The organism is Rhodococcus sp. 15-2388-1-1a (genome assembly GCF_002259145.1).
Classification (GTDB): Bacteria; Actinomycetota; Actinomycetes; order Mycobacteriales; family Mycobacteriaceae; genus Rhodococcoides.
In genome coordinates, this window is sequence record NZ_NPFP01000021.1 from 122,540 (window position 1) to 142,089 (window position 19,550).

18 protein-coding genes are annotated in these 19,550 nt (G+C 65.7%); 3 read left to right on the forward strand and 15 right to left on the reverse strand.

Annotated elements, in window-relative coordinates:
• Positions 1–157: 157 nt before the first annotated feature.
• Positions 158–427 carry a hypothetical protein gene (locus CH302_RS14410; RefSeq protein WP_052047837.1) on the forward strand — a complete coding sequence of 90 codons (270 nt, stop codon included), beginning with the start codon at positions 158–160 and terminating at the stop codon, positions 425–427.
• Here the strand turns inward: CH302_RS14410 and dnaE are convergent.
• The 4 genes from dnaE to lspA form a co-directional block, all read right to left on the reverse strand.
• Positions 398–3,934, reverse strand: coding sequence for a DNA polymerase III subunit alpha (gene dnaE, locus CH302_RS14415; RefSeq protein ID WP_037192775.1), 3,537 nt, complete (start codon positions 3,932–3,934; stop codon positions 398–400). The two genes, CH302_RS14410 and dnaE, sit on opposite strands and share 30 nt — an antisense overlap.
• Positions 3,935–4,080: 146 nt before the next feature.
• On the reverse strand, positions 4,081–4,764 hold the full coding sequence (locus CH302_RS14420; protein ID WP_037192777.1) for a hypothetical protein: 684 nt from the start codon (positions 4,762–4,764) through the stop codon (positions 4,081–4,083).
• A complete protein-coding gene (locus tag CH302_RS14425; protein WP_037192779.1) occupies positions 4,764–5,690 on the reverse strand; it encodes an RluA family pseudouridine synthase in 927 nt (308 codons plus the stop codon). The genes CH302_RS14420 and CH302_RS14425 overlap by 1 nt, the downstream gene beginning before the upstream one ends.
• On the reverse strand, positions 5,687–6,319 hold the full coding sequence (gene lspA / locus CH302_RS14430; protein ID WP_037192781.1) for a signal peptidase II: 633 nt from the start codon (positions 6,317–6,319) through the stop codon (positions 5,687–5,689). Before lspA ends, CH302_RS14425 begins: the two co-directional genes overlap by 4 nt.
• 89 nt (positions 6,320–6,408) lie before the next feature.
• Between lspA and CH302_RS14435 the strand changes: the two genes are divergently transcribed.
• Both CH302_RS14435 and CH302_RS14440 read left to right on the forward strand, forming a co-directional pair.
• Positions 6,409–7,380: a hypothetical protein gene (locus CH302_RS14435; protein WP_230596337.1), complete on the forward strand. Its 972-nt coding sequence runs from the start codon at positions 6,409–6,411 to the stop codon at positions 7,378–7,380.
• A complete protein-coding gene (locus tag CH302_RS14440) occupies positions 7,377–8,120 on the forward strand; it encodes a hypothetical protein (protein ID WP_037192783.1) in 744 nt (247 codons plus the stop codon). Before CH302_RS14435 ends, CH302_RS14440 begins: the two co-directional genes overlap by 4 nt.
• A 99-nt stretch (positions 8,121–8,219) precedes the next feature.
• Here CH302_RS14440 and CH302_RS14445 read toward each other — a convergent pair whose 3' ends face one another.
• The 11 genes from CH302_RS14445 to ftsZ form a co-directional block, all read right to left on the reverse strand.
• A complete protein-coding gene (locus CH302_RS14445) occupies positions 8,220–8,705 on the reverse strand; it encodes a hypothetical protein (protein ID WP_176460707.1) in 486 nt (161 codons plus the stop codon).
• Between the two features lie 197 nt (positions 8,706–8,902).
• Complete coding sequence (locus CH302_RS14450; protein WP_052047838.1) at positions 8,903–10,261, reverse strand: DNA polymerase IV; 1,359 nt, start codon at positions 10,259–10,261, stop codon at positions 8,903–8,905.
• A gap of 2 nt (positions 10,262–10,263) precedes the next feature.
• Positions 10,264–10,911, reverse strand: a complete 648-nt coding sequence (locus tag CH302_RS14455) for a peptide deformylase (RefSeq protein ID WP_037192786.1) — start codon at positions 10,909–10,911, stop codon at positions 10,264–10,266.
• Positions 10,908–14,045, reverse strand: coding sequence for an isoleucine--tRNA ligase (ileS, locus tag CH302_RS14460; RefSeq protein ID WP_037192789.1), 3,138 nt, complete (start codon positions 14,043–14,045; stop codon positions 10,908–10,910). The genes CH302_RS14455 and ileS overlap by 4 nt, the downstream gene beginning before the upstream one ends.
• Positions 14,046–14,325: 280 nt before the next feature.
• On the reverse strand, positions 14,326–14,502 hold the full coding sequence (locus CH302_RS30080; RefSeq protein WP_037192792.1) for a hypothetical protein: 177 nt from the start codon (positions 14,500–14,502) through the stop codon (positions 14,326–14,328).
• A gap of 79 nt (positions 14,503–14,581) precedes the next feature.
• Positions 14,582–15,433 (reverse strand): DivIVA-like cell division protein Wag31, encoded by an 852-nt coding sequence (gene wag31 / locus CH302_RS14465; protein ID WP_037192793.1) that lies wholly within the window; start codon positions 15,431–15,433, stop codon positions 14,582–14,584.
• A 160-nt stretch (positions 15,434–15,593) separates the two neighbouring features.
• On the reverse strand, positions 15,594–15,881 hold the full coding sequence (locus CH302_RS14470) for a YggT family protein (protein WP_037192795.1): 288 nt from the start codon (positions 15,879–15,881) through the stop codon (positions 15,594–15,596).
• Between the two features lie 82 nt (positions 15,882–15,963).
• Positions 15,964–16,611, reverse strand: coding sequence for a cell division protein SepF (locus CH302_RS14475; RefSeq protein ID WP_037192797.1), 648 nt, complete (start codon positions 16,609–16,611; stop codon positions 15,964–15,966).
• 83 nt (positions 16,612–16,694) lie between these two features.
• The gene (locus CH302_RS14480) at positions 16,695–17,450 is read right to left on the reverse strand and encodes a YggS family pyridoxal phosphate-dependent enzyme (protein WP_037192800.1); all 756 of its coding nucleotides are present in this window, start codon (positions 17,448–17,450) and stop codon (positions 16,695–16,697) included.
• Positions 17,451–17,469: 19 nt separating this feature from the next.
• Complete coding sequence (pgeF, locus tag CH302_RS14485) at positions 17,470–18,234, reverse strand: peptidoglycan editing factor PgeF (RefSeq protein WP_037192802.1); 765 nt, start codon at positions 18,232–18,234, stop codon at positions 17,470–17,472.
• Positions 18,231–19,505, reverse strand: a complete 1,275-nt coding sequence (gene ftsZ, locus CH302_RS14490; protein WP_094649962.1) for a cell division protein FtsZ — start codon at positions 19,503–19,505, stop codon at positions 18,231–18,233. The genes pgeF and ftsZ overlap by 4 nt, the downstream gene beginning before the upstream one ends.
• Between the last annotated feature and the right edge of the window lie 45 nt (positions 19,506–19,550).

The following is a 19,550-nucleotide window of genomic DNA, read 5'->3' on the forward strand; positions in this document are numbered from 1 at the left end:
ACTTCGAGTGAACACCTCTCGCGGGCGTGACGCCACGAGATCGATCACATTGCCAGGCCCGAGGGCCAAGTTCGGTGGACCGAATCTTTTGTTGGGTATAGTCTGAACTTCCTGCAGCGGACACCCGAACCTGCCGGGGTTACCAGAGGAGAACGCGATGACCTACACGAGCACCCAGGTGAGCCGTCGACCCGCTCCCGCGCTGCGCACCGCCGACGTCGCAGGCATCGCGTGGCCCGTGTACAAGCTCGAAGCCCTCGCACTCGGATTTCTCGTGTTCGCCGCGACCCTCGTCATTGCCGGCTCCCTGCAGGCAGCAGTGCTGGCAGGCGCAGCGGTTGCCGTCGTCGCGTGGTGGACGCTGCGCCTGACCGAGCTCGGTTCGACCGGCCCGGCGTCAGCCCGTCAGGCAGCCCGGCCCCAGTAGCGCCTTCAGGTCTCCCATCAGCGCCGAGGTCGGCGTCACCCTCAGACTGTCATCGAGTTTCATCGTGGTGATCTTGTCGCCACTGACCAACCGCAGATGGACGTCCGAGGTCCCCGGGTGACTGATCAACACCCGCTTGAGCGCGCCGACCTTGTCGGCGGTACACAGCCGCGTCGGTAGACTCACCGCAAGCGGCTTGTCGATGCCGATGGCCGAAAGATCCGGCACCGCAAGGTCGTTCGCGATCAAGGACACCCGGTCGTCACGCACCGAGACCCGACCCTTGACCAGTACCACCGAGTCCTCGGTGACGTCGGCACCGAACACCGAGTACGCCTGCGGGAAGAACAGCACCTCGATACCACCGGCCAGGTCCTCGAGCTGAGCCGACGCCCACGTCAAACCGTTCTTGTTGATCCGACGATTCACCGAGGCGAGAATGCCGCCGACGGTGACCTGAGTGCCGTCCTTGATGTCACCCTCGAGGATGGTGGGGATGTTGCAGTCGGACTTCGCGGCCAGCATGTGCTCGACGCCCAGTAGCGGGTGGCCCGAGACGTAGAGGCCGAGCATCTCGCGTTCGAGGGCGAGCCGGTGCTTGGATTCCCACTCCTCGTCCGGCACCCGAACGTTGAACACTGCGGAGATGGACTCGTCGGCATCCTCGCCGCCGAACAGATCGAACTGACCGATCGCCTCGGCCTTCTTGGTGCCCATCACCGCGTCGATCGCATCGGCGTGGATGAGCATCAGACCCTTGCGCGGATGATCGAGCGAGTCGAAAGCACCTGCCTTGATGAGGGATTCGGTGACCTTCTTGCTGCACGCGATCGCGTCGATCTTGCCGAGGTAGTCGGAGAAGTCGGTGTACTTCGACTTCTCCGATCGCGCCCTGATGATCGACGCGACCACATTGGTACCGACGTTGCGGACAGCGCCGAGACCGAACCGGATGTCCTTGCCCACCGACGCGAAGTTCAGTTCGGACTCATTGACGTCCGGTGGCAGCACCGTGATACCGAGTTTGCGACAGTCGGCGAGGTAGATCGCGGCCTTGTCCTTGTCGTCGCCGACGCTGGTGAGCAGGCCTGCCATGTACTCGGCCGGGTAGTTCGCCTTGAGGTATGCCGTCCAGTACGACACCAGGCCGTAGCCCGCGGAGTGAGACTTGTTGAACGCGTAGCCCGCGAAGGGCAGCACGGTGTCCCACAGCGCCTTGATGGCCGCCTCGGAGAAGTCGTTGTCCAACATGCCCTGCCGGAACCCGGCGTAGGCCTTCTCCAGCTCGGAGAGCTTCTTCTTGCCCATGGCACGACGGAGCAGGTCGGCCTGGCCGAGCGTGTAGCCGGCCACCTTCTGCGCAAGCTGCATGATCTGCTCCTGGTAGACCACCAGGCCGTACGTCTCGCCGAGAATCACCTTGAGCGGCTCTTCGAGCTCCGGGTGAATCGGCTTGACCTCTTGCCTACCGTTCTTGCGGTCGGCGTAATCGTTATGCGAGTTCATGCCCATCGGACCCGGCCGGTACAGGGCCAGGACGGCGACGATGTCCTCGAAGCCGGTGGGCTGCATACGGCGGAGCAGATCACGCATGGCACTGCCGTCGAGCTGGAAGACGCCGAGAGTATCTCCGCGAGAGAGCAGGTCGAAGGTCGCCGGGTCGTCGAGTGGGAGAGCGTCGAGGTCGATGTCGATGCCGCGGTTGGCCTTGATGTTGTCGATGGCGTCACCGATGACGGTGAGGTTTCGCAGACCCAGGAAGTCCATCTTGAGCAGGCCGATGGCCTCGCACGACGGGTAGTCCCAGCCGGTGATGATCGCGCCGTCCTGCGCGCGCTTCCACACCGGGATGGCATCGGTGAGCGGCTCGGAGGACATGATGACCGCGCAGGCGTGCACGCCTGCGTTGCGAATCAGGCCTTCGAGTCCCTTGGCCGTCTTGTAGATGGTCGCGACGTCGGGGTTGGAGTCGATCAGCGCTCGAACCTCGACGGCTTCCTTGTACCGCTCGTGCGCCGGGTCGGTGATGCCGGCCACCGAGATGTCCTTGGCCATGATGGGCGGCGGCAGCGCCTTGGTGATCTGATCGGCGATTCCGAAGCCGGGCTGGCCGAACTGCACTCGTGCGGAGTCCTTGATGGCGGCCTTGGTCTTGATGGTGCCGAACGTGATCACCTGGGCCACTCGATCGCTGCCCCACTTCTCGGTGGCGTAGCGGACCATCTCACCGCGGCGACGATCGTCGAAGTCGATATCGATATCGGGCATCGACACGCGCTCGGGGTTGAGGAATCGCTCGAACAGCAGACCGTGCGGGAGTGGGTCGATGTTGGTGATGCCCATGGCGTACGCGACCAACGATCCGGCAGCGGATCCTCGGCCGGGCCCGACGCGGATGCCGACGGCCTTGGCGTGGTTGATCAGGTCGCCGACCACCAGGAAGTAGGCCGGGAAGCCCATCTCGAGAATGACCTTGATCTCGTACTCCGCGCGCGCGAGGTAGTCCTCGGCCGGTCCGTCGGGGAATCGACGCTCGAGCCCGGTCATGACCTCGTGGCGCAGCCAGGTGCCCTGGGTGTGGCCCTCGGGCACGGGGAAGATCGGCATCCGGTCGCGGTGCGCCCACACCTCGTCGTAGGGCTGCACTCGCTCGGCGATGAGCAGCGTGCTGTCGCAGGCACCGGGCACCTGATCGTCCCAGAGCTCGCGCATCTCGGCGGCGGACTTGAGGTAGTAGCCGTCGCCGTCGAACTTGAAGCGAGTGGGATCGCTGAGCGTCTTACCGGTCTGGATGCACAGCAGCGCCTCGTGGTTCTCGGCGGCGTCCTTGGTGACGTAGTGGCAGTCGTTGGTGGCCAGCGGTGGGATCGAGAGCTTCTTGCCGATGTCGAGCAGACCTTCGCGGACGCGTCGCTCGATGGACAGGCCGTGATCCATCAGTTCGAGAAAGAAGTTCTCCGGGCCCCAGATCTCGCGCCACTTGGCTGCGGCCTCGAGCGCCTCGCGCTCCTGGCCGAGTCGGAGCCGAGTCTGCACCTCCCCCGACGGGCAGCCCGTGGTGGCGATGATGCCCTCGGCGTGCGAGGCGATGATCTCCTCGTCCATTCGGGCCCACTTGCCCAGCTGGCCCTCGATGGAGGCGAGCGAGGACAGCTTGAACAGGTTTCGGACCCCGGTGGCGTTCTCGGCGACCATCGTCATGTGCGTGTAGGCACCGCTACCGGAGACGTCGTCGGATTTCTGACTGCGGTCACCCCAGAGCACGCGCTTCTTGTTGAACCGCGACTCGGGGGCGATGTAGGCCTCGATGCCGATGATCGGCTTGATGCCTGCCTTCTTGGCCTCGTTGTAGAACTCGCTGGCCCCGTACATGTTGCCGTGGTCGGTCATGCCGACCGCCGTCATCTCCAACCGTGCCGCCTCGGCGAACATCGCCCCGATCTTGGCGGCACCGTCGAGCATCGAATATTCGGTGTGGTTGTGCAGATGAACGAACGAATCGGCCACGAAGGTTCTCTCCTGAAGGTCGTGCGTTTTCGAAAATACGAGCCGCGAATGCACCCACTCTAGGCGGTGAAACCGACAGAATTTTCAGGCCGCCGGTGTGTCCTGGGAGGACGTGACAGGTGTGACGGATGCGACGAAAGATGTTCTCACTCTGCCGGCACGGGACCGTCGTCCGGCAACGGCGCGACGACGTCGACGTACTCCGGCAGAAGTGGCTCGACCGCGAACTTGCCGGACACCGCATCCGGCGGAAGCGCCTGCACCGCTCGCACATCGGCGCGGCCGGCCAGCTCGGTCAACTCGGCAGGGGTCCCACGCACCACCACCGTCACCACACACGCACACCCGTCGAGGAGACGTCGCTGCGACACTGCGGCGATCTGCGCCTGCCGATCCCCCGCCCCGAACGATTCGGTCGCCTGGCTCGCTGCGCGCGCGGTCGAATTCAGTACCGAGCGTTCGCTGCCCGGCACGCCCACGGTGAGTATCGGAGTCTGCACGCGATCGAGCGGAACACGCAGAACCACCTGCGAGATACGAATCCCGTCGGCGACGGCGTAGGCCTGTTCGGCGGTGAGTTCGCGATCGAACGACACCGAGCCCCATCGAGGTTCGGTGTTGTCGCTACGCAGGCTCGCCTCGGCGCGGGCCAGATAGTCGGTCACCTGCTCGCCGCTGTCCGGGCCGAGCCGGTCGGTGCTCACGCTCAGCTGTCGTACCGGATTGAGGTGCCCGACCACGGCGAGCGACCCGACCACGGCGAGCGACCCGACCACGAGCGCAGCGGCAACGACGCCGCCGAGCACACCGGAGACTCCGCTGGTGCGCATCACGCCTTCCGAAGCACCTCGAGTGCGTGCTCGAGGTCGGCCGGATACTTGCTCTCGATTTCCACCCAGCGGCCGTCGGACGGATGCGCGAAGCCGAGCGACCGTGCGTGCAGCCATTGCCGTTCCAGGCCCAACCGTTCGGCCAGCCGCGGATCGGCACCATAGGTCAGATCGCCACAGCACGGATGTCGCAGAGCCGAGAAGTGCACCCGAATCTGGTGCGTGCGACCGGTTTCCAAGTGCACGTCCAGCAGGCTCGCGGCCTGGAACGCCTCGACCGTGTCGTAGTGGGTGACGCTGGGCTTGCCGTCGGCACGGACGGCGAACTTCCAGTCGTTGCTGCCGTGTCGACCGATCGGGGCATCGATCGTTCCACTGCTCGGGTCCGGATGGCCCTGCACCAGTGCGTGGTAGCGCTTGTCGATGGTCCGCGCCTTGAACGCCCGCTTGAGCACGGTGTACGCCCGCTCGGACGTGGCGACCACCATCACTCCGGACGTGCCGACGTCGAGGCGATGGACGATGCCCTGCCGCTCGTGCGCACCGGAGGTCGAAATTCGGAAACCGGCGGCCGCGAGACCACCGATGACGGTGGGGCCGGTCCAGCCGACACTGGCATGCGCGGCGACCCCGACGGGCTTGTCCACGGCCACGATGTCGTCGTCGGCGTAGAGGATTTCCATCCCCTCGACCGGCTCCGCCTCGATCGTCAACTCGCGGGCCGGCTCGGGCAGCGTCACTTCGAGCCACGAACCAGCGGCCAGCCGGTCGGACTTGCCGACGGTACCGTGATCGACCAGAACAGAGCCTTCCTCGGCCAGGGTCGCGGCAACGGTACGCGAGAGCCCGAGCAGCCGAGCGAGACCGGCGTCCACCCGCATTCCGTCGAGACCGTCGGGCACCGGCATCGAGCGCGATTCCCTCACTTGTCGGCCTCGCCTGCGACGTCGGAGTTCGACTTGGTCACCCGTTCACCGTTCGGCTCGAAGCCGAACAGGCTCAGCACGACGAGCAGGATCGCACCACAGACGATGGACGAGTCGGCGACGTTGAACACCGGCCACCAGCCCACCGACACGAAGTCGACGACGTGACCCTGGAACGGCCCCGGTGCGCGGAAGAAACGGTCGATCAGGTTGCCGAGGGCACCCCCGAGAACCAGACCCAATCCCAGTGCCCACCACGGCGATCGCAGCGTCCGGCCGATCTTGATCACCCCGATGACGACCGCGACGGCCACGACCGTGAGCAGCCAGGTCATCCCGGTGGCCATCGAGAACGCCGCACCGGGATTACGCACCAGCCGCAATGTCACGACGTCTCCGACGATCGAAATCGGGTTGCCGGGCTTGACGTAGTGCACCACCACGATCTTGGTCACGAGGTCGAACAGCAGAATCACGGCTGCGATCGCGACCAGCAACCGTGTCCTGAGCGGCTTCGGAAGTCGATTCACGGCGCTGTCGGTATCGGTCACCTGGGAGTCCGCGGTCTCGTTCGGTGCCGGAACACTACTCGTCTCGGCTGGCGGATCGTCGGCGCGGTCTTCACTCACCTGTCCATCATGGCGTATGGACGGCGGCGGGTCCTCATCCGTGCCGCGCACCACCCGTCACTACGAGCGGTGTCAGTAGCCTGGTGCCCGTGAAGTCGACCGATCGTATCCGCACCGTCCGCTCCGCCACCGTCCGTTCCGGTTTTCTCGCTGCCTGCTGTGCAGTGGCGCTCGTCGCCGGATGTTCGAGCACCGACACCGATCCCGCTCCCGAACAGGCCGCGTCCTCGAACGAGGTGACGATCGCCGTGACACCGACGACGACCACGGTCGTCGACCCCGGTGCCGAGCCGCGGCGCGTGCTGGCACTCGCCACCTCCGACTCGGACGAGCAGAACGTGGACCTCACCACCACCTCCACCGTCTCGCAGCAGATCAACAACGATGCACCGCAGGACTTCTCCAGTCCCGAACTGATCGTTCCCCTGTCCGCGTCGACGTCCGACACCGTGCCGGACGACGACGCCGCGACCGGCGCAACGCGCTCGGTCGAGCTGACCATCGGAGCTGCGACGTCGCCCGACGAAGGACTGACCGACGCACTGTCCGCCTCCGAGGGCTCGACGGCACGGCTGGCGACCAGCGACTCGGGAGCGATCACCGCACTGCACATCACCCCCGCCGACGCCGCCCTCGACACCGCCCGCGCGGCGATCGAACGGTCGTTGAACGCAGCGGTATACCGCTCCGTCGACTTTCCCGACGCAGAGGTGGGAGTGGGTGCCGTCTGGACCGTCGATCAGCAGGTGCTGAGCGGCATCACGTTGAATCAGCGCACCACGGTCACGCTGCGAGCACTCGACGGTGACCGGGCGACCCTGGACATCGCGATCACCCAGACGCCCGAATCGACGACATGGAACCTGCCCGACGACGCCGGCACGCTGAACATCGCGACGTACACCTTCACCGGCTCGGGAACGCTCGACATCGATCTGACCCGCCCACTCCCCGTCGGCGGGTCGATCACCGCAGGTGGCGAGCAGATGTACACCGACCCCGACAGCACGACCGTGCTGCGTCAGACCGTCGGAGACTCGATCGCCTGGGGTGCCCGATGACGGCGCGGACGACGACGCAGCTGCTGGCGGCGCTCTCGCTCGTCGGCGTCGCCGCGGCCGGATGCGGCGCGGACGAGCCTGCCCCGGCCCCTGCAGTCGCACCCAGCTCCGTCGCCGCACCCGATCCCCTGCTCGGTGCCCCCATCACCGACTCCGGAGTCCTGGCCGCGGCGATGTTGGGTCTCGGCGACCTCCCGGACGGGTTCTCCTCGATCCCCGACCCGGTCCAGGATCTGGGACTCGACCCGGCTCCCGAGTACGACTCCCCCGACAAGTCCGGTACCGACCCGGCCGAGTGCGCCGCGGTACTGGCACCGATCTCGGAGCAGCGGAGCGGAGCGGCGTCGAACGCAGTCGCCCGGTTCTCGGGACCGAACTTCTCGTCGATCGACGAGGATGCGGCAAGTTACCCCGATACGGGCACGGCCGAGGCCTTCACGGCGGTTCAGCAGGCGTGGGCGGGGTGCACGGCGTTCAGCGGCACGGATGCGGACGGGGTGAGCGTCGACTACGCGTTGGCAGGCCGGGAGCAGTCGTCGGTCGGCGATGCATCGGCCTCGATACGCCTGACCACCAGCAGCGAGGGGTTCACCTTGATCTCCGACGTCGTGGTGGCCGTGGTCGACTCGACCGTCGTCCAGGTCGTCGTCTCGGATCAGAGTGGTCTGGAACCCGAGACCGTCACCGCGGTCGCCGAAGCGGCCGTCGAGCGCATTCGATCGGTGACGCCCAGCATGTGAATCGGGCCGACTCGGCCGACAAAAAACTGCCGGTGACATATCCCCGAGGGGACATGTCACCGGCAGTTCGTCGTGTCGGTCAGAGACGATCGGCAGGACTCAGGGTGCGGGGCACGCCGGGCTGGTCAGCTGCGCGAGCGACACGATGCCGCAGGCGTTGTCCTTCGACAGCTTCCAGACGCCGTCCTCGGGGACGAACTGGAACGTGCCGGGGTTGGCCTGCCCGTTGAGGGTGATGGTGATGCCGGCGTTGAGGACTCCGGTGCCGAGATCGTCGATGCTGGTGATCTCGATCTGAGCGTTGTTGGCTACCGCTGCGGCAGCGACCTGGTTGATCAGCTCCGGATCGGCGGAGGCACCCTGGATCAGGGCGGCCTTCTCCTCGACCGGAACGTTCGGGTCGAGCCCGCGCGCGAGCTGGCCGTTGAGCTCCTCGACGGTGGGGACCGGGGGGTACGCACCGGCGTCGGGAGCGACAGACGCAGAGGTGGTGGCAGCCGTCGTCGTCGTGGTGGGCTCTTCATCGCCTCCGGAGCTGCAGGCGGTCATGGTGAGCGCTGCGGCGATGGCGATGCCGGCAACCATTGTCCGTCGGGTGTTGCGAAGCTTCAAGTGCTTGTCCTTTTCACTCTGAGTCACGTCTCGATCGTTCTGTGACTCGTCGGTCGTCTGGAATGGGGTCGTCTCGGACCTGGTCCACTATGTCAGCTCGACACGCCCGAGTCACAACGCGATCGGCATACCTGTGAAACCTCACAGAGTTTCCTCAGCGACGCCACAACTCACGTCAGGCTGTCGAGAACGTCGGCAGGGACCAGGTTCTCGTCCGATTTGGCGAAGGTGCGCGCGATTCCCGGCCCGCTGGTTCGGGTCTCGAATCGGACGGTCACCACCGAGTGTCCGGCCCCCTGCACCCAGCCGTGACCGAAGTCGGGATGCCGGACGTCCATACCCGGCTGCCACCGGGGGCCTTCCTCGACGACGATATCCGCAGCCGCCTCGATCGGGGCGGGCGACTCCTCCGTCGCATCCGCGACCGGCTCGTACTCCAATTCGGGAAACAGCGATCCCTGTCGCACGGCCGACAGCCCGGCCAGTCCGACGCCGACCAGCCTGATCGGACCGACGTCGACCGGATCGACGGCAAGTCGCTGCGCCAAGGCGACGATGGTCTGCTTGTCCACCGTCGCGTACGGCAACGTGGCCGATCGGGTGATGATGCTCATGTCGGACTTTCGTAGTTTGAGCACCACCGTCCTGGCACCCCGACCGTCCTTCAGCAACCGGCGATGCGTCGAGTCGACGATGGACTCGATGGCCGGGCGGAGCTGAGCGAGGGAGATCAGGTCCTGTGCGAACGTCGTCTCGGCGCTGACCTGTTTGGCCTCGGCCCGCTCGGCCACGACGCGATTGTCGATTCCTCGTGCGAGCTGATGCAGGCTCGGCCCCATCGTGGCCCCGAGAATCGACGCCACCTCGGACTCGGGTGTGGCCACGAACTTGCCGATGGTGTCGATGCCCAAGCGCCGCAATCGTTCGCCTGCCACCGGTCCGATCCCCCACAACTTCCGGACCGGCAGAGCCGCCATCAGCTCGGCCTGGATTCCCGGAGCGACGACGGTGATGCCGTCGGGTTTGGCCAGTCCCGACGCGATCTTGGCGATCTGCTTCCCGGATCCGGCACCGATGGAGGCGACCAGCCCGGTCTCGGCGAGGATCAACGCTCGTAGGCCCGCGCAGAAGTGTTCGACCTCGTGCACCGTCGCTCCGGCGAGTTCGAGCGGCTCACCGAACGCCTCGTCGATCGAGAGTTGTTCGAGGACGGGCATCGGTCCCCGGAGTGCCTCGAAAGCTCGTCGGCTCAGCTCGGAGTAGAGAACGAACCGCGGCGGCAACACCACGGCTCCGGCTCCGACGAGCCGGCGGGCCTGATGCATCGGCATCGCCGAACGTGCCCCGTATGCGCGGGCCTGGTAGCTGCAACCGGCCACCACTCCCCGCCCGCCCGCACCGCCGACGAGAACCGGGCGGCCCCGCAACGTGGGGCGCGTCAGCTGTTCTGCGGAAGCGAAGAACGCGTCCATGTCCAGGTGCAGCACCCATCGGCGACTCCGCAGAGTGTCGTCGGCGATGTTCGACATCGTCAGCCGATATCGACGGTGAAGCCGAGCGCCTGCGCCGCACGGTCGGGAGTCGGATCCGACCACAGCTCGCCGTACACCTCACTCGTCGTCAGCGATCGCATGTGCGCCGTGTCGATGTACAGGGTGCCGTGGAGATGATCGGTCTCGTGGGCCACGATTCTGGCCGGCCAACCGCGAATCACCTCGTCGATCTCGCGGCCCGACTCGTCGGTGCACTCGAGCCGCACCTCGGCCGCGCGCGTCACGACGGCCTGATACCCGGGAACACTGAGGCACCCCTCGTAGAACCCTGCGCTCCGCGACCCGACCGGGGTGTACCGCGGATTGACCAGTACGCGGAACGGCAGCGGCGTGCGCTCCCGTACCCGGGCCACATCCGCTCCGACGTCGTACAGATCCTCGATCACCGCGATCTGCAGCGGGATGCCGATCTGCGGTGCGGCCAAACCGACACCGGGCGCGTCGTGCATGGTCGCGCGCATCACCTCGATCAACTCCGCGAACGTCTCGGAGTCGAGCTGACCGGAATACCGCGCAGCCCCGGACCGCAGAACCGGGTCACCTGCAGCGACGATGGGCACGACGCCGCCGCGGGCCTCGGCAAGAAGCTCGCGGACGGTGTCGACCGACACGTCGCCGTCGGTCATGACGACTTGGTGATCGCTGCCCGCACTCCCTCACCGAGATCGCTGCCGTCGTCTCCGACGCGTCCGTCGACGAGCGAGAGTGCGAGCACCTCGCCTGCGATCAGATCTCGATGGGTGTCGAGCCACGCCTGTCGGTGTTCGGGCACCTCGATGACGATGTCGATGCGGTCCGAGACGTCGAATCCGTGATTACGACGCGCATCCTGCAGTTCGCGGATGCGGTCCTTGGCCCAGCCCTCCGCCTCCAGCTCCTCGGTGACGGCGGAATCGAGCACGACGAGTCCGGCGTTTCCGGGCAGCGGCGCCGTCGATTCGGGTTCGGCGGCAACGAGTTTGCGTGTGTACTCCTCCGGCAGCAACGCAATTCCTGCTGCGCTGACCACACCGTCTGCGTCCTCGGACCAATCGCCTGCCTTGACGGCCTTGATGACCGTCTGGACGTCCTTGCCGATACGCGGACCGGCAGCGCGGGCATTGACGACGAGCTCGAACTTTCCGTGAACGGCGACGTCCTCGGTCAGGTCGACCTTCTTGACGTTGACCTCGTCGGAGATGATGTCGACGAACGGACGCAGCCGCTCCGCATCGGCGGCCGCGACCGTCACCTCGGGCAGCGGCAACCGCACGCGCAGGTTCTGCGCCTTGCGCAGGCCCAGAACCGTCGAGCACACGGTGCGGACCTCGTCCATGCTCTCGACCAGTTCGGGATCCGACGGCAGGTCCCCTGCCTCGGGCCAGTCGGTCAGGTGCACCGAGCGGCCACCGGTCAATCCGCGCCATACCACCTCGCTGATCAGCGGCAACAGTGGAGCGGCGATGCGAGTGAGCACCTCGAGCACGGTGTGCAGGGTGTCGATCGCGTCGGCGTCCTCGCTCCAGAACCGCGAGCGAGACCGTCGCACATACCAATTGGTCAACGCATCGCAGAACGTGCGCAGCTCTTCGCACGCACCGGCGATGTCGTTGCCCTCGAGCGCATCGGTGATGGCGTCGCGAGTGGCCGACAGCTTGGCCAACACGTAGCGATCGAGCACGTGCGGCGAATCGGTTCGCCACTGCCCTGGCGTCGACGCGTAGAGCTGCAGGAAGCTCCACGCATTCCAGATCGGCAGCAGCGCCTGGCGAACGCCCTCGCGGATGCCCTGCTCGGTGACGATGAGGTTGCCGCCGCGCAGGATCGGTGAGGACATCAGGAACCACCGCATGGCGTCGGAGCCGTCGCGGTCGAAGACCTCCTTGACATCCGGGTAGTTGCCCTTGGACTTGCTCATCTTCAGACCGTCGTCGCCGAGCACGATGCCGTGCGCGGCAACGGTCTTGAACGCAGGTCGATCGAACAGCGCGGTCGCGAGGACGTGCAGGGTGTAGAACCAGCCGCGCGTCTGCCCGTTGTACTCGACGATGAAATCGCCCGGGTTGTGTGTCTGGAACCACTCCTCGTTCTCGAACGGGAAATGCACCTGCGCATACGGCATCGAGCCGGACTCGAACCAGCAGTCCAGCACCTCGGGGACGCGGCGCATCGTCGACTTGCCGGTCGGATCGTCCGGGTTGGGTCGCGTCAGGTCATCGATGTACGGACGATGCAGATCCGTCGGACGCACGCCGAAGTCACGCTCGAGCTCGTCCAGGCTGCCGTACACGTCCAGGCGCGGGTAGGCCGGGTCGTCGGACGTCCACGCCGGAATCGGGCTGCCCCAGTACCGGTTTCGACTGATGTTCCAGTCGCGTGCACCTTCGAGCCACTTGCCGAACTGGCCGTCCTTGATGTGCTCGGGAACCCAGGTGATCTCCTGGTTCAGCTCGACCATCCGATCGCGGAATTTGGTCACCGCAACGAACCACGACGGCACCGCCATGTAGATCAGCGGCTGACCGCTGCGCCAGCTGTGCGGGTACGAGTGCTCGATGGTCTCGTGCCGCAGCAGGCGACCGGAGGCCTTGAGGTCCTTGATGATCACCGGATTGGCGTCGAACACCATCAGGCCCTCGTACGGCGGAACCAACGAGGTGAACTTGCCACCTGCGTCGAGCGGTTGCACCACCTCGATTCCGTTGGCGGTGGCGACGTCCATGTCCTCTTCACCGAAAGCCGGTGCGAGGTGGACGATTCCGGTGCCCGAATCGGTGGTGACGTAGTCGGCCTCGAGCACGCGGTGCGCGTTCTCGTGGCCGAGGAAGAAGTCGTACGGCGGTGTGTAGGACAGTCCGACCATGTCGGAGCCGGTGTGCTCCGAGAGCACCTCGGGCTCCTCGCCGAGTTCCTTCGCATAGTGCGAGAGTCGCTGCGCGGCAAGTACGTAACGCTCACCGTCGCCGCCTCGCACCTGCACGTACTGCACCTCGGGATGCACCGCGATCGCCAGGTTCGACGGCAGGGTCCACGGCGTGGTGGTCCAGATCAGCGCGTTCGCACCGTCCAGGGGCGAGCCGGGAGCCGTCAACGGCATCGTGACGGTGACCGCGGGATCCTGACGCATCTTGTACGCGTCGTCCAGGCGGGTCTCCTGATTGGACAAGGGCGTCTGCTCGTACCAGCTGTACGGCAGAACTCGGTATCCCTGGTAGATCAGGCCCTTGTCGTGCAGCATCTTGAACGCCCACATGACCGACTCCATGAAGTCGACGTCGAGGGTCTTGTAGTCGTTGTCGAAGTCGACCCACCGCGCCTGCCGGGTGACGTAGTCCCGCCACTCGTCGGTGTACTGCAGTACCGACTGCTTGCAGTAGGCGTTGAACTTCGCCAGGCCCATCTCGTCGATCTCGGACTTGTCCTTGATACCGAGCTGCTTCTCCGCTTCCAGCTCGGCGGGCAGACCGTGGCAATCCCACCCGAAGCGACGCTCGACCTTCTTGCCCCGCATCGTCTGGAATCGCGGGACGAGGTCCTTGACGTAGCCGGTGAGCAGGTGACCGTAGTGCGGCAGACCGTTGGCGAAGGGTGGGCCGTCGTAGAAGACGAACTCCTCGGCATCCGCTCGATTGTCGATGCTGGCTCGAAACGTGCCGTCCTCGGCCCACTCGTGCAGCACGATGCGCTCGAGATCGGGAAACGGGACGCTGCCCGATCGGCCCTCGGCCAGATCCACCAGCGGGTAGGACTTCGAGTTCGGACGTGCGGTTGCATCTGTCATGTCGTGTCTCCTCCGTGCCGGCCGCGCTTCTAACGCGACGCAAAGTTGGCACGGGGACGACATCCGGGCGATTCGTACGCCCGGTACCGCGGTACCACCCCGCTTGCACGCTCTCGAGTCGGAGCGCGCCACTCCTGATGAGCTGTGACGGGCTCACCCGTTCGGTTCTACTGAACGCCGTTCCGAAACACCTGGGCGTTTCGTGCCGACGTCGTTCTTCCGAAAGCTCCCCGGTGATGGCCGGATCGACGCCTTGAATCTGACTGCCTGAGTCGTGATGCTACCTGTCGAGCTCGGACGGAGGCCGTCGGCCCGTGAGCGCTCCGACGAGCAGTAGCACTGCACCCACGATACAAACGACGATGCAGGCCCACGCCCAGACAACCGAACCCGTCATCAGGGCGAGAACCAGAAAGCCGAAGCCGATCGCTGCTGCGCCGAGAGTCAGGACCAACACGGGACTCCTCGCTCACCACTCGACGCCACAACCTGGTCCGACGCTGTCGCGATCGACAGCGTCGGAGTTCGTTGGTGCGTCAGTTGCCCTTGGCGTACGACTGGCTGTACCCCGAGGACTGGCTGTCCTGGTTGAAGTTGTCCTGCCCGTTGTCCACCGGCAGCGCCGAGGAACGGTTCTCGAGCTCTTCGAGCTGCGATTCGAGGTAGGACTTGAGCCGCACGCGGTACTCACGCTCGAATGTCTTGAGCTGCTCGATACGACCTTCGAGCACGGACCGCTGCTGGTTGATCGTCGCCATGATCTCGGTGTGCTTGCGCTCGGCGTCGGCCTGCAGTGCGTCGGCCTTCTCCTTGGCCTGACGCAGCTGGGTCTCCGACCGCGTCTGTGCGTCGGACAGCAGCGACTCGGACTTCTGCCGAGCCTCGGACATCATCGACTCCGAACGCGTACGTGCATCCGAAACCAAACGCTCGGCGTTGGTGCGCGCGTTACCGAGCAGCTGCTCGGACTCCGACTTGGCATCACCGGTGAGGCGATCGGCCATCTCCTGAGCGAGGCCCAGAATCTTGGCGGCCTGCATGTTGGAGTCGCCGCTCTGCTGCGGGGCTGCTGCAACGGGCGCGACCGGCGCGGGCTGCGCTGCGACGGGCGGCGGCTTGGGGGGATCCACCGGACGCTGCGGCTCGGCCTTCGGTGCCGCGACCTGCGCCGGTTGCGGGTTCTGCCGCGCAGCGTTCTTGGCATCCGCAAGCTCCTGGTCGAGCTCACCGACTCGCTGGCGTAGGTCGGCGTTCTCTTCGATCAGTCGCGACAACTCTTGCTCGACGAGGTCGAGAAAAGCGTCGACCTCGTCTTCGTTGTAACCGCGCTTACCGATGGGCGGCTTGCTGAACGCGACATTGTGCACATCAGCTGGAGTCAGCGGCATGGAAGGATCCCTTCACGCGTCTTGGGGCGGTAGAGCAAGCATTCAGTTATATGCCATTCCGCGCGAGTGCAGAACAATCAAACTGTAACTGGCGTCCATTCTGTCACACGGGACACGCAGCATGCGCTGGGTCCCGCGTTCTAACATTTCGTCTGCGATCTCAGGCCGCGAGACCGCTGGTCACATTCCACGCGATGAAGACGACGAACAACAGGACCATGATGGACAGGTCCAGTCGAACTCCACCGAGGTTGAGCGGCGGAATTATCTTCCGGAGGAACTTCACCGGCGGGTCGGTGACCGTGAAGATCGCCTCCAGCAGGATGACGACCACCCCGGTCGGTTGCCAATCTCTCGCAAAAGTTCTGATGAACTCGACGATGATTCGACCGATGAGAAGGAGCCAAAAAAGAAACAATACGATGTTGATCACCGTGAACACGATCACGGCTATACTCTGCCTGAATTCGCCGGGCTGAGCAAAGCGCGCTGGTCACAGCCCTGTACTACCACCCCGAACAGTGAATCTCTCACTGCTGACTGTAGAAGCCGGTCTCGGCGATCCGCCTGCGCTCCTGCGGCGAGACGTCGACGTCGGCGGGCGAGAGCAGGAAGACCTTCGTCGCCACCTTGTCGAAGGAACCGCGCAGTGCAAAAGCGAGCCCGGCGGCGAAATCCACCAGACGCTTGGCGTCCGCGTTGCTCATCTCGACCAGGTCCATGATGACCGGAGTGCCGTCGCGGAAACGCTCACCGATGGTGCGTGCCTCGCTGTAGTCGCGCGGTCGCAACGTGGTGATCTTCGAGAGCGGGCCACCGTCGTCCACGATCGGGCTACGTCGGGTCTCCGCGCGCACGTCCATCCGAGTGTCCATGGCGAGCGCTCCCCTGGTTGCCGCACCTCGCGTGGTCGGTGCCACGCCACGTCCTCGTCCACCGATCGGTGCCAGCGTGGCCGCCGGGCGCGGTGCCTCGTAATCGTCGTAGTCGTCCTCGACCTGCGAGTGCCGAGATCCACCGAACGACGGCTTCACGAATTCACGCTCGTCGATGTCGTCGTAGCTGTCGCGACCACCACGGGAGCTGCGTCGCGTGTCCGGATCGTCGAGGTAGTCGTCCTCGTAGTCGGCGAGCGGAACCATGCCGAAGTACGCCTTGAACTTGTGCAGGGTGCTCATCGTTCTGCCTTCCGTGGCGGTGTGTCTACTGTCCATCTCCAGGTTCGCAAGTGTCTGTTGTGACTGATGTGATCCATGGACTGTTATTGCGAGGTTATCGGCCGCGCGCCGAGTATTGCGGTACCGACACGCACGCACGTCGATCCGTGCCGCACAGCAGCTTCCAGGTCTCCGGTCATGCCTGCGGACAGCTCGAGCGCTCCTGGATGGTCGGCCGACAGCCGGCGATGCAGACTCTCGAGGTCGGCGAACGCGGCGTCCGGATCGGCATCGAGCGGCGGCACCGCCATCAACCCGGCGAGACGCAAACCGGACGCATTCGACACCGCGTCCGCGAGCTCGCGCAGTTCGTCGCGTTCGACGCCACCGCGGTGCACATCCCCGTCGAGACTGACCTGAACGATCACGTCGAGTTCGGTCCGACGCACGCCCTCGTCCAGGGCCGCCGTCGTCGCCTTGGACAGTGCGGCCACCAACCGCGCACTGTCCACCGAGTGAATGGAGTGCGCCCAGGCGGCCACCGACTTCGCCTTGTTTCGCTGCAGGTGACCGATCATGTGCCACCGAGGCGGATCGCCGCGGAAAGCCTCGGCGGTCTCGGCGACCTTGGGCGACGCGTCCTGCTCCCGGGACTCTCCGAAATCGCGGCACCCGAGGTCGTACAGGATCCGTACATCCGAGGCGGGAAAGAACTTGGTCACCGGCAGCAGAGCCACGTCGGCAGGCGACCGGCCTGCATCGACACAGGCGCGATGGAGCCGCTCGCGCACCGACGTCAACGCCGTCTCGATCTCTCGCGCCCGGTCCGTGCCCGAACCGCTGTCGGTGGGTTCGCTCATGACAACCTTCTCTGCCGATTCACCGATCGGCCGTTTCCGGCCGATCTCCTGCGGATGTGTCCATCCAGACGACACTGGCAATGCGGCCGGTCGACCCTTCGCGACGGTGGCTGAACAAGGCCCGGTCCTCGATGGTGCACCGCGGATCCTGCGCCACCCCGGACACTCCCGCAGCGAGCAGTTGAGTGCGGATACCGGCGGGAATGTCGAGCCCCGGCGTACGGCGGACCGTCGTCGTCGCGCTGCCCGGGAGATGTTTGTCGACGTCCGCTCGCATGGACGCGGGCACCTCGTACTGCCGACCGCTCGCGGCCGGACCCAGAAATGCGCCGATCCGCGACGGGACAGCACCGAGTTCGACCATCGCGGCCAACACCCGAGGAACGATGCCGATGCGGGCACCGACCCGTCCGGCATGCACGGCGGCGATCACCCCGGCCTCCTCGTCGGAGAGCAGGACCGGCACGCAGTCGGCAGTGAGCACCACCAAACCGAGGTCACGTTGCGTCGTCACCAACGCATCGGTCATCGGTACCGGCTCGGACACCGGACCGTCGACCACCGTGACAGTGCGTCCGTGGACCTGCTCCATGAAGACGAGCCGTTCGAGTCCCATGCCCAATCGGTCACCCAGGCGTCGACGGTTGGCCTCCACCGCAGCGGGGTCGTCACCGACGTGGTCGCCGAGATTGAACGTGTCGAACGGCGGTACCGAGACGCCGCCCTCCCGCGTCGTCGAGACGCGTCGGACACGAAACGGACCGGCGGATGCGGTATCACTCACCGCCGCATGAAGGACGGCACATCGACTTCGTCTTCGCCCTCGTCCTCGGCGATCGGCACGCGACGGCCGGACCCGACGGATTCGCGGCCCTGGCCGGCCGAGTCACGGCCGTGACCGGCTGCGGATTCGCGGCTCGACGATTCGCGGTTGGACGAGCTCGACGAGTTCAGCGGCGGCAGACTGCTACCACTCGGTGCGCCGACCGGATCGCGGAACACAGCACCGTCGGAACTGTCGCTCGACCTGGAGGACACCTCGCCCGAGCGAGCAGATCCGATCGGGCCACGCGTGGAGGCAGCCGCTTCGACCGGACGTCGGGTCGGAGTTCCGCCGTCGAAGCCCGCGGCGATGACGGTCACGCGGACCTCGTCGCCGAGGGAGTCGTCGATGACGGTGCCGAAGATGATGTTGGCGTCGATGTGTGCGGCTTCCTGCACCAGCGAGGCGGCCTCGTTGATCTCGAACAGACCGAGGTCGGATCCACCGGCGATGGAGAGCAGCACACCGCGTGCACCTTCCATCGAGGCTTCGAGCAGCGGCGAGTTGATCGCCGACTCGGCTGCCTTGATGGCTCGACCCTCACCGCGTGAGGATCCGATGCCCATCAATGCGCTGCCTGCGCCGGACATGACGCCCTTGACGTCGGCGAAGTCGACGTTGATCAGGCCGGGAGTGGTGATCAGGTCGGTGATGCCCTGGACGCCGTTGAGCAGTACCTCGTCGGCGCTGCGGAATGCGTCCATGAGGCTCACGGCCGCGTCGCCGAGCTGGAGAAGTCGATCGTTGGGGATCACGATGAGCGTGTCGCAGGACTCACGGAGCTGCTGGATTCCGGTGTCGGCCTGTCCACCGCGCCGTTTGCCCTCGAACGAGAACGGCCGGGTGACGACACCGACGGTCAGCGCACCGAGCTTGCGAGCGATGTTGGCGACGACGGGAGCACCACCGGTTCCGGTGCCACCACCCTCGCCTGCGGTGACGAACACCATGTCGGCACCCTTGAGCACCTCTTCGATCTCGTCCTTGTGATCGTCCGCTGCGCGGCGGCCGACCTCCGGGTCGGCACCTGCGCCGAGTCCGCGAGTCAGTTCGCGACCCACGTCGAGCTTGACGTCTGCGTCACTCATCAGCAAGGCCTGAGCGTCGGTGTTGACCGCGATGAACTCGACTCCCTTGAGTCCCTGTTCGATCATGCGGTTGACCGCGTTCACGTGGCCGCCGCCGATGCCGACGACCTTGATTACGGCGAGGTAGTTGTGCGGGGGCGTCATGGGCTCTCGCCTTCCGTGGATTGTTGCGTGAAATGTGGAAAACCC